Origin of the sequence: Saccharopolyspora cebuensis, from assembly GCF_039542665.1 — a bacterium.
Classification (GTDB): domain Bacteria; phylum Actinomycetota; class Actinomycetes; order Mycobacteriales; family Pseudonocardiaceae; genus Saccharopolyspora; species Saccharopolyspora cebuensis.
Map to the genome: position 1 here is coordinate 222,947 of NZ_BAABII010000019.1, position 14,546 is coordinate 237,492.

11 protein-coding genes and 3 tRNA genes are annotated in these 14,546 nt (G+C 71.5%); 11 read left to right on the plus strand and 3 right to left on the minus strand.

The annotated features are described in order from the left end of the window. The first annotated feature begins 168 nt into the window (after positions 1-168). The 3 genes from serA to ABD976_RS26265 all read left to right on the plus strand — a co-directional run bounded on the left by serA (position 169) and on the right by ABD976_RS26265 (position 3,955). The gene (gene serA / locus ABD976_RS26255; protein ID WP_345367747.1) at positions 169-1,767 is read left to right on the plus strand and encodes a phosphoglycerate dehydrogenase; all 1,599 of its coding nucleotides are present in this window, start codon (positions 169-171) and stop codon (positions 1,765-1,767) included. Positions 1,768-2,014: 247 nt separating this feature from the next. Then, on the plus strand, positions 2,015-3,058 hold the full coding sequence (locus ABD976_RS26260; RefSeq protein ID WP_345367748.1) for a 3-isopropylmalate dehydrogenase: 1,044 nt from the start codon (positions 2,015-2,017) through the stop codon (positions 3,056-3,058). Positions 3,059-3,169: 111 nt separating this feature from the next. Continuing rightward, a complete protein-coding gene (locus ABD976_RS26265) occupies positions 3,170-3,955 on the plus strand; it encodes a fumarylacetoacetate hydrolase family protein (protein ID WP_345367749.1) in 786 nt (261 codons plus the stop codon). Between the two features lie 266 nt (positions 3,956-4,221). Here ABD976_RS26265 and ABD976_RS26270 read toward each other — a convergent pair whose 3' ends face one another. Beyond that, a complete protein-coding gene (locus tag ABD976_RS26270) occupies positions 4,222-5,454 on the minus strand; it encodes an FAD-dependent oxidoreductase (protein ID WP_345367750.1) in 1,233 nt (410 codons plus the stop codon). Between the two features lie 105 nt (positions 5,455-5,559). On the opposite strand from ABD976_RS26270, the gene gltX reads away from it, so the two are divergent. From gltX to ABD976_RS26295, 5 genes are all read left to right on the plus strand, one after another. Beyond that, entirely contained in the window at positions 5,560-7,047 is a 1,488-nt protein-coding gene (gene gltX, locus ABD976_RS26275; RefSeq protein ID WP_345367751.1) for a glutamate--tRNA ligase, read from the plus strand. Between the two features lie 110 nt (positions 7,048-7,157). Further along, complete coding sequence (locus ABD976_RS26280) at positions 7,158-7,925, plus strand: HAD family hydrolase (protein ID WP_345367752.1); 768 nt, start codon at positions 7,158-7,160, stop codon at positions 7,923-7,925. 166 nt (positions 7,926-8,091) lie between these two features. After that, a tRNA-Gln gene (locus ABD976_RS26285) sits at positions 8,092-8,163 on the plus strand. Positions 8,164-8,197: 34 nt separating this feature from the next. Beyond that, positions 8,198-8,270: transfer RNA gene (locus ABD976_RS26290), tRNA-Glu, on the plus strand. 1,065 nt (positions 8,271-9,335) lie between these two features. Then, positions 9,336-9,408: transfer RNA gene (locus ABD976_RS26295), tRNA-Glu, on the plus strand. Between the two features lie 107 nt (positions 9,409-9,515). Here ABD976_RS26295 and ABD976_RS26300 read toward each other — a convergent pair. Continuing rightward, a complete protein-coding gene (locus ABD976_RS26300) occupies positions 9,516-10,217 on the minus strand; it encodes an IclR family transcriptional regulator (protein ID WP_345367753.1) in 702 nt (233 codons plus the stop codon). 88 nt (positions 10,218-10,305) lie between these two features. Between ABD976_RS26300 and leuC the strand changes: the two genes are divergently transcribed. The 3 genes from leuC to ABD976_RS26315 all read left to right on the plus strand — a co-directional run bounded on the left by leuC (position 10,306) and on the right by ABD976_RS26315 (position 13,262). Beyond that, positions 10,306-11,709 carry a 3-isopropylmalate dehydratase large subunit gene (leuC, locus tag ABD976_RS26305; RefSeq protein ID WP_345367754.1) on the plus strand — a complete coding sequence of 468 codons (1,404 nt, stop codon included), beginning with the start codon at positions 10,306-10,308 and terminating at the stop codon, positions 11,707-11,709. Positions 11,710-11,753: 44 nt separating this feature from the next. Then, the gene (leuD, locus tag ABD976_RS26310; RefSeq protein WP_345367830.1) at positions 11,754-12,356 is read left to right on the plus strand and encodes a 3-isopropylmalate dehydratase small subunit; all 603 of its coding nucleotides are present in this window, start codon (positions 11,754-11,756) and stop codon (positions 12,354-12,356) included. A gap of 228 nt (positions 12,357-12,584) precedes the next feature. Then, the gene (locus tag ABD976_RS26315) at positions 12,585-13,262 is read left to right on the plus strand and encodes an HU family DNA-binding protein (protein ID WP_345367755.1); all 678 of its coding nucleotides are present in this window, start codon (positions 12,585-12,587) and stop codon (positions 13,260-13,262) included. 320 nt (positions 13,263-13,582) lie between these two features. Here the strand turns inward: ABD976_RS26315 and ABD976_RS26320 are convergent, their stop codons facing one another. Beyond that, a complete protein-coding gene (locus ABD976_RS26320) occupies positions 13,583-14,518 on the minus strand; it encodes an NUDIX hydrolase (protein ID WP_345367756.1) in 936 nt (311 codons plus the stop codon). Between the last annotated feature and the right edge of the window lie 28 nt (positions 14,519-14,546).

Sequence of the window (14,546 nt, forward strand, 5' to 3'; positions counted from 1 at the left end):
GATTCCGAGTCTCGTGACCTGCGGTGATGGCCGGGGTGCCGGGGGTGGTCGGTGCGGTGATCCGGGCTACACCCTTGTGAACTCTTTCTCAATCTCCCGTTAAACTCCCACCCCGTCCGGGCACAACGCCGTGCCCCAGCGCCGACCGTCTCTCTCACTGGAGCGCCCGTGACCAATGCAAGCCGTCCTGTCGTTCTGATCGCCGAGAAGCTGGCCCCCTCCGTCATCGACGCCCTCGGAGGCGAGGTCGAGGTGCGCCACGTGGATGGAACCGACCGACCGGCCCTGCTCGCCGCCGTCGCCGACGCCGACGCGCTGCTGGTCCGCTCCGCGACCAAGGTCGACGCCGAGGTGCTCGCGGCGTCGTCGAAGCTCAAGGTGGTCGCCCGCGCCGGTGTCGGGCTGGACAACGTCGAGGTCCCCGCCGCCACCGAGCGCGGCGTGATGGTCGTCAACGCGCCGACCTCCAACATCGTCTCCGCCGCCGAGCACGCGATGGCCCTGCTGCTGGCGCTGGCGCGCAACGTCGCGCCGGCCGACGCCAGCCTGCGCGCCGGCGAGTGGAAGCGCAGCGCGTACTCCGGCGTCGAGCTCAACGGCAAGACCATCGGCGTCGTCGGCCTCGGCAAGATCGGGCAGCTGTTCGCCGAGCGCGTCGCGGCCTTCGGCACCGAGCTGATCGCCTACGACCCCTACGTCTCGGCGGCCCGCGCCGCGCAGCTCGGCATCGAGCTGGTGAGCCTGGAGGAGCTGCTGCGCCGGGCCGACGCGCTGTCCATCCACCTGCCCAAGACCGCCGAGACCCTCGGCCTGATCGGCGCGGAGGAGCTCAAGCTCGCCAAGCCGAACCTGTTCGTCATCAACGCCGCGCGCGGCGGCCTGGTGGACGAGGAGGCGCTCGCCGACGCGCTGCGCAACGGCACCATCGCCGGGGCGGGCATCGACGTCTACAAGACCGAGCCGACCACCGACAGCCCGCTGTTCGAGCTGCCCAACGTGGTGGTGACCCCGCACCTGGGCGCCTCCACCGCCGAGGCGCAGGACCGCGCGGGCACCGACGTCGCCAAGTCGGTCAAGCTGGCGCTGCGCGGCGACTTCGTGCCGGACGCGGTGAACGTGCAGGGCGGCGCGGTCGGCGAGGAGGTCCGCCCGTACCTGCCGCTGGCGCAGAAGCTGGGCCAGCTCCTGTCGGCGATGCTGGCGGGCACCCCGAGCTCGGTGACCGTCGAGGCCCGCGGCGAGCTGGCCGACGAGGACGTCTCGGTGCTGCCGCTGGCCGCGCTGCGCGGGCTGTTCTCCGGCGCGGTGGAGAACCAGGTCACCTTCGTCAACGCCCCGCAGCTCGCCGAGGACCTCGGCGTCGACGTCGAGGTGAAGAAGACCTCGGAGAGCAAGAACCACCGCAGCGTGGTGTCGCTGCGCGCGACGCTGCCCGACGGCCGCACCGGCGTGGTGTCGGGCGCGCTGTCCGGCCCGAACGAGGTGCAGAAGCTCGTCGAGGTCAACGGCCGCCACTTCGACCTGCGCGCCGAGGGCCACGTGCTGCTGCTGGAGTACCCGGATCGCCCGGGCGTGATGGGCACCGTCGGCACCCTGCTCGGCGAGGTCGGGGCGAACATCGAGGCCGCCACCGTCAGCCAGACCAAGGACGGGTCCGACGCGATCATGCTGCTGCGCGTGGACCGGCCGGTCGAGCAGGGCGTGCTGGAGCCGATCGGCGCCGCCGTCGGCGCCCGGATCGTGCGCGCGGTGAGCTTCGAGGACTGATCGCCGCGGACGCGCGGACCGCTCGCCCGGAGTGTTCGCGCGGATCCTTCGGAAGCGGGACGCCCGGGGCCGTCGCGGGAACGCGGCGGCCCCGGAACCGTCCGCGTCAGCCGAACGGCGGTCCCACCAACCGGGAAGGATCAACCACTTGGTGGTCCGGCGTGCCTGCGCCCGCGAGCGCCCCGGTAGCCTTCGGCGCAACAGTTCGAGCCCCGCACAGGTCGGGGTCTTCTCGGGAGGTGTGTAGATGCGGCTCGCTGTGATCCCCGGTGACGGGATCGGGCCGGAGGTGGTCGCCGAGGCGTTGAAGGTCCTCGGTGAAGTGGTGCCGGATACCGAGATCACTCGATACGACCTCGGTGCCGCGCGCTGGCACTCGACCGGGGAGCTGCTGCCCGAATCGGTGCTCGGCGAACTGCGCCAGCACGACGCGATCCTGCTCGGTGCGGTCGGCGATCCTTCGGTGCCCAGCGGCATCCTGGAGCGCGGCCTGCTGCTGCGGCTGCGCTTCGAGCTCGACCACCACGTGAACCTGCGCCCGGCGCGGCTCTACCCCGGGGTGAAGAGCCCGGCCGCCGACCCCGGCGAGATCGACATGGTGGTGGTCCGGGAGGGCACCGAGGGCCCGTACGCGGGCAACGGCGGCCTGCTGCGCAAGGACACCACGCACGAGATCGCCACCGAGGTCAGCATCAACACGGCGTTCGGCGTCGAGCGGGTGGTCCGGGACGCCTTCGCGCGCGCGGCGGCCCGCCCGCGCAAGCACCTGACCCTGGTGCACAAGACCAACGTCCTCACCCACGCCGGGTCGCTGTGGTCCCGCGTCGTGGAGGAGGTCTCGCTGCAGTACCCGGACGTCACGGTCGCCTACCAGCACGTGGACGCCACCACGATCCACCTGGTCACCGACCCGTCCCGGTTCGACGTGATCGTCACCGACAACCTGTTCGGCGACATCATCACCGACCTCGCCGGGGCCGTCACCGGCGGGATCGGGCTGGCCGCCAGCGGCAACATCGACGCGACCCGGCGCAACCCGAGCATGTTCGAGCCGGTGCACGGCAGCGCCCCGGACATCGCCGGCCAGGGCGTCGCCGACCCGACGGCGGCGGTGCTGTCGGTGGCGATGCTGCTCGACCACGTCGGCCTGTCGGAGGCCGCCAAGCGGGTCGAGGCCTCGGTGGCCTTCGACCTCGCCACCCGCGACCACTCGGCCCCCGGCGCGACCTACGCCATCGGGGACCGGCTGGCCGCGCTGGTGTCCTCCCGGGAGGTCGCACCGCAGGCCTGAGCACTCGCGCACCGGGCGTCTCCCCAGGCGGGGAGGCGCCCGGTGTCGTGAGCGGTCCCCCAGGCCGGGTTAGGCTCGACCCGCAGTCCACATCGAACGCGGAGGTCCCCCTTGCGCCTGGCACGTGTCGCCCACTCCGACGGGGTGTCGTTCGTCGCCCTCGAACCGGATCCGTCGGCGCCGCGGGAGAAGATCCTGGCCGTCGAGATCGACCAGCACCCCTTCGGCGAGCCGACCTACACCGGGCGCACCTGGCCGATGGCCGACGTCCGGCTGCTCGCGCCGATCCTGCCGACCAAGGTGATCTGCGTCGGCAAGAACTACGCCGAGCACGCCCGGGAGATGGGCGGCGAGCCGCCGGAGAACCCGGTCATCTTCATGAAGCCGTCGACGACGGTGACCGGCCCGAACGCGCCGATCAAGCTGCCCGCCAACTCCGAGCGCGTCGACTTCGAGGGCGAGCTCGCCGCGGTGGTCGGCCAGCCCTGCAAGAACGTCCCCGCCGCGCGCGGCGGCGAGGTGCTGCTGGGCTACACCATCGCCAACGACGTCACCGCGCGCGACCAGCAGCAGGCCGACGGGCAGTGGACCCGGGCGAAGGGCTACGACACCTTCTGCCCGCTCGGCCCGTGGATCGACACCGAGGTCACCCCGAACGACCTGGCCCTGCGCACCGAGCTCGACGGCGAGGTCAAGCAGGAGTCCCGGACGTCGCTGCTGCTGCACGACGTCGGCTCGCTGGTGGCCTGGATCTCCCGGGTGATGACGCTGCTGCCCGGCGACGTCATCCTCACCGGAACCCCGGCCGGGGTCGGCCCGATGCAGGACGGGCAGACCGTGTCGGTGTCGATCGACGGGTTGGGGGCACTAACAAACCCAATCCAAGCCGAACGCTGAGGTTTGGTTTCGGACTCTTTTTGCGTGGCGGTGCGGGTGGCGGAACCTCAGCGGCCTTCTCGCTCCGGGCGCCCTTCTTGATGTATGCCAATACACGGCATCAGGGCGTCCTCGCGAGAAGGCCGCTGAGAACCCGCGGCGGTGCAAGCTGCGAGGGTGGGGTACTGAGGAAGCGGCCTTCGCCGCTTGCCTGACGGTGATCGGTTTGGCTCGCGCGTGGGCTGGCGGGTGCTTTCGCCGTTTCTTGCCGTGGTGTGGTTTCGTCTTTAGCGGCGGGCTTGTTCGGGTGGGCGTTCGCGTAGGGCTCCGAAGGCCAGGACGTAGGGCGGGATTCGGCGCAGCCACGGCACCCTCTGGAGCAGGCGCAGCGGTAGCGGTAGCGCCGCCCGGTCGCTGAACTCGATCTCGCCGCGCAGGGCGGGGGCCACGACCCGGCGGTGCAGCAGGCGCTGGAGGCGCTGGATGAGGACCGTGGTGGGTCGGCGCCGCCGCTGCACGGCGACGACGTGCCGCCGCCGCAAGCGCCCGTCGCGCAGCGGTGCGGCGAGGTGGCGGGCCGCCGCTACGGCGTCCTGCACGGCGAGGTTGATGCCGATGCCGCCGACCGGGGACATGGCGTGCGCGGCGTCGCCGATGCACAGCAGTCCCGGCACGTGCCAGCGGCGCATCCGGTCCAGGGTGACGTGCAGGACCTTCACGTCCGCCCAGTCCTGGACCAGGTCCCGGCCGTCGCCGAGCCACGGCAGCCGCTCGACCAAGGTGCGGTTGAACGCCTCGACCGGCTCCGAGCGGCCTTCCCGATCGGTGCCCTTGGGGATGATCGAGGCCATCTGGAAGTAGTCGCCCCGGTCCAGCATCACGGTGAACGAGCCGCGGTGGATCAGCCCGACCCCGCCCGCCGGGTCGCTGTCCCGGCGGGGGACCTTGAACCAGCGCACGTCCATCGGGGTCGCGAAGTCGTGGACACCGAGCTCGGGCAGCTCGCGGGCGATCGAGTCCCGCCCGTCGCAGGCGACCACGAGGGTGGCGCGCAGCTCCCCGGCGGTGCCGTCGGCGGTGCGGTAGCGCACGCCGCGCACCCGCCCGCCCTCGCGCACGAACCCGGTCGCCTCGGTCTCGCGCCGCAGGCTGAACAGGGGTTCGCGGGAACCTTCGTCGGCCAGCAGGTCGAGGAAGTCCCACTGCGGCACCATCGCGATGTAGTCGCGTTCGACGGGCAGCGTCCGGAAGTCGGCGAGCGTGGCGAACTCCCCGTCCTCGCCGACCGGGATCCGCATCCGGTCCAGCCTGCGCTGCGGCAGCGCGTCGAAGCGCTCGCCCAGGCCGAGGTCGTCCAGCAGCGCGAGGGTGGAGGGGTGCACGGTGTCGCCCCGGAAGTCGCGCAGGAAGTCGGCGTGCTTCTCCAGCACGGTGACCTCGACGCCGGACCGCGCCAGCAGCAGTCCCAGGACCATCCCGGCGGGTCCGCCGCCGATCACGCAGCAGGTCGTGCGCTCCATCGCGCCCTCCTCTGGTCGGACCGTTATTCAACGACCGTTGAAAACCAGGATGCGCCTCCCCGGGCGCGCTCGTCAACCAGCGCACTGGCTAGGCTGGGAGCCGTGATGAGCACGCCAGCAGCAGCGACCCCGTCCAGCGTCCGAGCCCGGTTCTGCCCCTCGCCGACCGGTGTCCCGCACGTGGGGCTCATCCGCACCGCGCTGTTCAACTGGGCGTTCGCCCGGCACCACGGGGGTTCCCTGGTGTTCCGCATCGAGGACACCGACGCCTCGCGGGACACCGAGGAGTCCTACCAGGCGATCATCGACGCCCTGCGCTGGCTCGGCCTGGACTGGGACGAGGGCATCGAGGTCGGCGGCGAGCACGGGCCGTACCGGCAGAGCCAGCGCCGCGAGATCTACGACGACGTCGCGCGGCGGCTGCTGGAGGCGGGCGAGCTCTACGAGTCCTTCTCCACCGCGGAGGAGGTCGAGCAGCGGCACCGCGCGGCCGGCCGCGACCCGAAGCTCGGCTACGACAACGCCGACCGCGAGCTCACCGAGGAGCAGAAGGACGCCTTCCGCGCCGAGGGCCGCGCCGCCGTGCTGCGGCTGCGGATGCCCGACCGCGACATCGCCTTCACCGACCTGGTGCGCGGCGAGATCACCTTCAAGGCGGGCACCGTGCCCGATCCCGTGCTGGTGCGCGGCAACGGCGATCCGCTCTACACCCTGACCAACCCGGTCGACGACGCGCTGATGCGCATCACCCACGTGCTGCGCGGCGAGGACCTGCTGGCCTCCACGCCGCGGCAGATCGCGCTCTACGAGGCGCTGCGGCGGGTCGGCGTCACCGACTTCACCCCCGAGTTCGGCCACCTGCCGTTCGTGATGGGGGAGGGCAACAAGAAGCTCTCCAAGCGCGATCCGCAGTCGGACCTGTTCCACCACCGGGAGCGGGGATTCCTGCCCGAGGGGCTGCTGAACTACCTGGCGCTGCTCGGCTGGTCCATCTCGGAGGACCGCGACGTGTTCACCCTCGACGAGATGGTCGAGGCGTTCGACATCGGCCGGGTGAGCTCGAACCCCGCGCGGTTCGACCAGAAGAAGGCCGACGCGATCAACTCCGCGCACCTGCGCGCGCTCGCGCCCGACGACTTCGTCGGCCGGGTGGTGCCGTACCTGGTGCTCGGTGGCGTGCTGCCGCCCGAGCCGAGCGAGCAGCAGCTCGACCTGGTGCGGGCCGCGGCGCCGCTGGTGCAGGAGCGGCTCGTGGTGCTCTCCGACGCGGTCGGGATGATGCGGTTCCTGTTCGCCGGGGACGACTTCGCGCCGGACCCGGCTTCGGCCGAGAAGGCGCTCGGCGAGGACGCCCGGCCGGTGCTGGAAGCGGCCGTCGGCGCGCTGGCGGACTTGCCGGACTGGACCGCCGCGGCGATCGAGGAGGCGCTCAAGGCCTCGGTCGTGGACGGCCTGGGCATCAAGCCGCGCAAGGCCTTCGCGCCGGTGCGGGTGGCCGTCACCGGCCGCACCGTGTCGCCGCCGCTGTACGAGTCGATGGAGCTGCTGGGCCGCGAGGTTTCCCTGAACCGGCTGCGCGCCGCGCTGGCCTGAACCGCCACGCCGTGTGAAACTGCGCGCTGTTACTGAAACAACGCGCAGGATCACCGCCTTGGCCGAATCGGATTCGCCCGGTGAGCGCCTAGCCTCTCGGGGTGACATCCGTGGCTGAACCCTCCCGCACCACCGGGCAGATCAAGGCCGTCTGCCTGGACATCGACGACACGCTCGTGGACAGCGAGCGCGCTTCGCGGGAGGGGCTGCGGGCCCTCGTGGGCACCGACCGCGCCTGGCAGGTGTGGCGGCGGATCACCGACGAGCACTTCGGCGACCACGCCGCCGGGGACGGCGATTTCGACGCGACCTCCGCCGCGCGCACCCGCGCGTTCTTCGCCGCCTTCGGCCACGAGATCGACGACGCCGAGCTCGCCCGGCGGGAATCCGACCGGATGGCCGCGATGCGGCGCGCCTGGCGGCTGTTCGACGACGCGCTGCCCTGCCTGGACTGGTTGCGCGCCACCGGGCTCCGGCTCGTCGCGATCACCAACGCGCCGAGCGCCTACCAACGCCGGAAGATGGCCGACGTCGGTCTCGCCGGAACGTTCGACACCGTGCTGCTCTCCGAGGAAGTCGGTGCGGCCAAACCGGATCCGCGGATCTTCGCCGCCGCGTGCGGCGGGCTCGGGCTGCGCCCGGAGGAGGTCGTCCACGTGGGCGACCGGCTCGACGCCGACGCGGTCGGCGCCGTCCGGGCCGGGATGCACGGCGTCTGGCTCGACCGCCGGGACACCGGCCGGGCCGCGCCGGACGGCGTGCGGGTCATCAGCAGCCTCTTCGACCTGCCGGAGCTCCTCGTGTGCGACCTGCCCGCCGTGCCCCGGCCGGCCGCCGCGCCCGCCGTCGTGGGCGAAGTCGTCGGCCTGTCCCGCTGACGCACCCCGGCTGACCCCGCCCGACCAGCCCGAACACCGAAGGGGAGGGGGTGTTTCGAAGGGCTCCGCGGGGTTGTGTAGTATTCTCATCAACGGCGCGGACAGCGGTCCGGGGTCGAACTCCCGAGCGGGAGGGCGGAACCGGGCGGATGGCCGGGCCAGCCGGTGGGGTATGGTGTAATCGGCAGCACGACTGATTCTGGTTCAGTTAGTCTAGGTTCGAGTCCTGGTACCCCAGCGAGCAGGTGGATTTCCACCGCTCAACTGAATGAGGTCCCGTCGTCTAGCGGCCTAGGACGCCGCCCTCTCAAGGCGGTAGCGCGGGTTCAAATCCCGTCGGGACTACGCAAATGGGACCGGTGTGTGCACTGTTGTGCGCACACCGGTTTTTGCTTCGTCGTGTTGTTCGGGGGGCCGAGCCCCCCGGGCCCCCCACGGGGCGGCACCTCACCCTGACGAGTACGGCGGAATCACCTTTCACCCGCTTGTTGCGCTGGGAGCGGGGCACTTTTCGCTGGGTGTTGGCTCGCGCTTCGCGCCTCGACCCTGGCGAGGGCTGGGGGCGCCTTTTACCCGGTCGTTGTGCTTGGGGTGTGGCACCTCGTCGCTGGGTGGATCGCGCTTCGCGCCTTGACCCTGGTGAGGGCTGGGGTCGTCTTTTGCCCGGTTGTTTGGTTTGGGGTCTGGCACCTCCTCGCTGGGTGGGTGGCTCGCGCTTCGCGCTCGCCCCTGGTGAGGGCTGGGCGCCTTTTGTCCTCTTGTTGAGTTTGGGAGTCGGGCATCTTCCGCTGGGTGTTGGCTCGCGCTTCGCGCTTGTGCTTGGGGTGTTCGGGGTCGGGTTGGTGCGTGGGGTGGAGTCGCCTTTGCTTGCTTGTGCTGCCTTGGGTTGGCTTGTTCGGTCGACTGTGCGGGGGGTGCTTTTGGTGCGTCGGGTGGTGGGGATTTGAGTGCGGGGCACTTTTCATCCCGCATGGTCGGATGGAGGTGCCCCTCACTCGGAACTTGGGGCTCGTGTTGTTTGGGTGGGGCTTCAGCGGCTCGGTTCGCGGTTTTGTCTTGTCCTGGTTGTTTTGGGGTTTGTGCCTGGGTGCTGTTCGCGGCTTGTGGCTTGTGGCTTGTGGCGGTGGTTTGGTTTCCCCTTTTGCGGGCGGTTGTGCGGGGAGCGTGGTGGTTCGGGCGTCTCCCGGGGGAGGCGTCGCTCCGGGTGGCGGCGGTCCGTGGTCGGGGTCGGGCTGTGCCGGGTGGGAGCGGGGCCTGGACCGCTCGGCTTTCGGGGGCCGGCGGTGGGGATGTCGGGGTTCGGTCGGTCGGCTCTTGGCAGCTGGTTGGTGGGTGAGCTGGGGTTTTGTTTGGGGATGGGGGTGGTTGTGGGTGGGGTGGGGTGGGCGTGTAGAGTTGTCGTCGTAGCGCGGTCCCGTCGTCTAGCGGCCTAGGACGCCGCCCTCTCAAGGCGGTAGCGCGGGTTCAAATCCCGTCGGGACTACGTTTGGCGGGTCCCTCGCTCTTGGTGAGCGGGGGGCCCGCTTCGTTGTGCTGGTCGAGGGGCTGAGCAGGTGTGCGGTGGGCTTCCTGCTCAGCCCGCTCGTGGTCCTACAGGCGGTTCTGGAGGGCGTCCGCGGCGGCCAGGAGGTCGGCGGCCCAGCGGGCACCCGGGCGGCGGCCCATGCGGTCGATGGGGCCGGAGACCGAGATGGCGGCGACCACGGTGCCCGCGGTGTCGCGGACCGGGGCGCTGACGCTGGCCACTCCGGACTCGCGTTCGGCGACGCTCTGCGCCCAGCCGCGGCGGCGGACCTCCATCAGGGTGCGCTCGCCGTAGACCGCCTCGCCGAGCACGGCGCGCTGGGTGGTCGGATCGGCCCAGGCCGCCAGCACCTTCGCCCCCGAACCCGCCGTCATCGACAGCGCGGTGCCCACCGGCACCGTGTCGCGCAGGCCGCTGAGCGGTTCGGCGGCGGCGACGCAGAGCCGCTGCATCCCGTCCCGCCGGTAGAGTTGGACGCTCTCCCCGGTGACGTCCCGCAGTTTGGGCACCACCGCGGCCGCCGCCTCCAGCAGCGGATCGACCGCTCCGCCCGCGAACTCGGCCAGCGCCGGGCCGGGCCGCCAGCGGCCGTCCGAGCCCCGGCGCAGCAGCCGGTGCACCTCCAGGCCCACGGCGAGCCGGTGGGCCGTCGCCCGGGGCAGGCCGGTGCGGCCGCACAGCTCGGCGAGGCCGCAGGGTTCCTCCGCGACCGCCTGCAACACGGCCACTGCCTTGTCCAACACTCCGATACCGCTATGCTGTCCCACGTACCGATATTAACTTCCCGATATCTGGGAAGTCCACTCTGTGGGAGTGACCCGACGCGGGTCACACCAGCCTCGACGGGGAGCAGCGATGGGAAAAACGCTCGCGGAGAAGGTTTGGGACGCGCACATCGTGCGCCGGGGTGAGGGGCACGAGCCCGACCTGCTCTACATCGATCTCCACCTGGTCCACGAGGTCACCAGCCCGCAGGCCTTCGAGGGGCTGCGGTTGGCCGGTCGCCCGGTGCGCCGCCCCGACCTGACCCTGGCCACCGAGGACCACAACGTCCCGACCACCGGGCTCGACCTGCCGATCGCCGACCCGGTGTCGCGCACCCAGGTCGACACGTTGCGCAAGAACTGCGCCGAGTTCGGCATCCGGCTGCACCCGATGGGCGATGCCGAGCAGGGCATCGTGCACGTGGTCGGCCCGCAGCTCGGCCTGACCCAGCCGGGCACCACCGTCGTCTGCGGGGACAGCCACACCTCCACGCACGGCGCGTTCGGCGCGCTGGCGTTCGGCATCGGCACCTCCGAGGTGGAGCACGTGCTGGCCACCCAGACGCTGCCGCTGCGGCCGTTCAAGACGATGGCGGTGAACATCGAGGGCGAGCTGCGCCCCGGTGTGACGTCCAAGGACGTCATCCTCGCCGTGATCGCCAAGATCGGCACCGGGGGCGGCCAGGGCTACGTCCTGGAGTACCGGGGCGAGGCGGTGCGGAAGCTGTCCATGGAAGCCCGGATGACGATCTGCAACATGTCGATCGAGGCGGGCGCCCGGGCCGGCATGATCGCCCCGGACGAGACGACGCTGGCCTACCTCCAGGGCCGTCCGCACGCGCCGAGCGGGGCCGACTGGGACGCCGCGGTCGAGCACTGGCGGTCGCTGCACACCGATCCCGACGCCGAGTTCGACGCCGAGGTGACGATCGACGCCGACGCGCTCACCCCGTTCGTCACCTGGGGCACCAACCCCGGCCAGGGGCTGCCGCTGGGCGAGCGGGTGCCGGACCCGGCGCGGATCGCCGACGAGGCCGAGCGGGCGGCCGCCGAGAAGGCGTTGTCCTACATGGGACTGACCGCGGGGATGCCGCTGCGCGAGGTGGGCGTGGACACGGTGTTCCTGGGCTCCTGCACCAACGGCCGGATCGAGGACCTGCGGGCCGCCGCCGAGGTGCTCCGGGGCCGCACGGTCGCCGGGGACGTCCGGATGCTCGTGGTGCCCGGCTCGATGAAGGTCCGGCAGGAGGCCGAGGCGGAGGGGCTGCACGAGGTTTTCACCGCCGCGGGGGCGGAATGGCGTTCGGCCGGTTGTTCGATGTGCCTCGGGATGAACCCGGACCAGCTCTCGGCGGGGGAGCGCAGCGCCTCGACCTCCAACCGCAACTTCGAGGGCAGGCAGGGCAAGGGCGGTCGCACGCACCTGGTCTCCCCGCTGGTGGCCGCCGCCACCGCCGTGCGCGGCACGCTGTCCTCGCCCGAGGACCTCGACTGAGCCGCCGAACCGCCCTGCCGACGACACAACCTGGAGCGTTGATCGTGGAACCTTTCACCACCCACACCGGGGTCGGCGTCCCGCTGCGCCGGTCCAACGTGGACACCGACCAGATCATCCCGGCGGTCTACCTCAAGCGGGTCGCGCGGACCGGCTTCGAGGACGCCCTGTTCGCCGCCTGGCGCGGTGACGAGGACTTCGTGCTCAACCAGGAGCCCTTCAAGGCGGGCAGCGTGCTCGTCGCGGGGCCGGACTTCGGCACCGGGTCGTCCCGCGAGCACGCCGTCTGGGCGCTGAAGGACTACGGCTTCCGGGTGGTCATCTCGTCCCGCTTCGCCGACATCTTCCGGGGCAACTCGGGCAAGCAGGGCCTGGTGGCCGCCGAGTGCGCGCAGTCCGATGTGGAGCTGCTCTGGAAGCTGCTGGAGAACGAGCCGGGGACCGCGGTGACCGTGGACCTGGAGCAGCGGACCGTGCACGCCAAGGACCTCACCGTGTCCTTCGGCATCGACGACTACACGCGCTGGCGGCTGCTGGAGGGCCTCGACGACATCGGGCTGACGCTGCGGCACGCCGAGACGATCGACACTTTTGAGCAGAACCGGCCGGGCTTCAAGCCCGCCACCCTGCCCGGCCCGCAGGGCTGAGCAGGAACCGCCGGGAAGCGCGTTCTCCGCCGCACAAAAGGAAAAACGCGCTTCCCGGCGGACAACTGAACAGTTGCTCCACCGGCCCCGGAGCCGCCTGCGGGCGGAGTCGAATGCACCGCGCCCCAACAGAAATCGGGGCGTGGCGAATGGCATTTATTTCTCCGGGGCTTTACCGTGGCCTTGAGTCGGCCCAACGGGGCCGTTGTTGTCCTGGGAGGGACTGAAGTGAACAAGGCCCAACTCATCGAGGCTCTGGCCGAACGTCTCGGCGACAAGAAGACCGCCAGCCAGGCGGTGGAAAACGTGGTGGACATCATCGTCCGCAACGTCAACAAAGGCGAGAAGGTCAACATCACCGGCTTCGGCGTTTTCGAGAAGCGGGCGCGTGCGGCCCGCACCGCTCGCAACCCGCGCACCGGTGAGACCGTGAAGGTCAAGAAGACCAACGTTCCCGCCTTCCGCGCCGGCACCCAGTTCAAGGAAGTCGTGGGCGGACAGCGCAAGCTGCCGCGGGCCACCACCGCCAAGGCCGCCACCACCCGCGGGGCGACCACCAAGACGGCCGGTACCCGCACCAAGGCCGCCACTTCCGGCACGTCGACCCGTTCGACGTCGTCGAAGACGGCCGCCGCCCGCACCTCGACCCGCGGCACGACGTCGAAGGCCAGCACCACCAAGGCCGCGGCGCCGAAGAAGTCCACGGCGTCGTCCAAGCCGGCCGCCAAGTCGACGACGTCGAAGGCCAGCACCACCAAGGCCGCGCCGAAGAAGTCCACGGCGACGTCCAAGGCCGCGCCGAAGTCCGCGCCCAAGAGCACGGCCAAGGCGAGCACGACCAAGTCGTCGACGAGCCGTCCGGCCGCCAAGAAGGCGTCGACCACGCGCAAGTCCACCAAGAAGTGAGCGCTCGCGGTACGGCGAGCTCCACGTCGACCGGGCGGGCGGCGCGGTAAGTCCCCACCGCGGGGCGCCGCGCCGCCCGCTCACGGTCCTGGTGGCCGCCCGGGAGCGGCCCTCCCCGAGCGGCCCTCCGAGAGCGGCCCTTCCCGAGCGGCGCTGTGCGGCTTCGCGGAGCGCCGTCCGGTGCGGTTCCCGGACCGGTGCCCGTTCGGGCGGCAGCGGGCGAATCAGGCGGTGCTGCGGCGGTCCCGGCCGCGGCCCCTCCGGTGTCCGTCCCGGAGTTCGCGCGTCCGCACGTGAAGTGCTTTCGCGGAAACGGCCGCTCAGGCCACCGGATCGGCCAGGTAGTCGGCCGCCACCAGGCGCGGTCCACCCGCTTCGCGGCGGAAGGTCAGCGTCCACACGCTGCCCTTCCGGCTGGCGACCTCCCCGAGGTCCAGCCCGCCGTCGGCGGCCAGCCGCGTCACCAGATCGGGGATCACCCCGCCCTGACTGCACACCAGGGCGGGGCCCGCACCGTCGGCGATCTCCCGCAGCCGCCGCACCGCCTCGGTCGGCCGGTCGCGGTACACCTCTTCGGAGAACAGCGGTTCGCCGCCCACTTCCACGCCGAGGTCCGCCGCGATCGGGGCCACCGTTTCGGTGCAGCGCAGCCGCGGCGCCGAATAGATCCGGCGGGGGCCGAACACCGGCAGCAGCGAATGCAATGCGTCGCGCTGCGCGATTCCCGAATCGTCCAGCGGACGCAGCACGTCGTCCCCGGTCCATTCGGAGCGGCTGCCCGCATTCGCGTGGCGCACCAGCAGCACGGTGGTCACGTCGGTGGGCAGCCGTTCGAAGGCGTCGAGCACGACGGCGTCGAACCGGTAGGTCAGCCGCTCCCGCGCCGCCTCGGCGGACAGCCAGCGCAGTTCGTCGACTTCGCCGTTGGGTTCGAAACGGCCGCCGCGCACGCTCGCGGCGAAGTAGTCCACGACCTTCGCCACCGGGGGACCGCCCGGACCGGGCACCGAGTAGCGCGCCCGGGTCAGGAAGCGCGACAGCACCGCGGTGAAGCCGGTTTCCTCGGCCACCTCGCGGGCCGCCGCGTGCGCGGCGAGCTCGCCCGGGTCGAGCTTGCCCTTGGGCAGCGACCAGTCGTCGTAGCGGGGCCGGTGCACCACCGCCACCTCCACGCCGGATTCCCCGTGCCGCCACAGCACGGCGCCCGCGGCCCGGACCACCGGGCTCCCGGCGTCGACGTCCTCCAGTTCGGACACCGACCGCTCCTCGGTCACACCATCACCT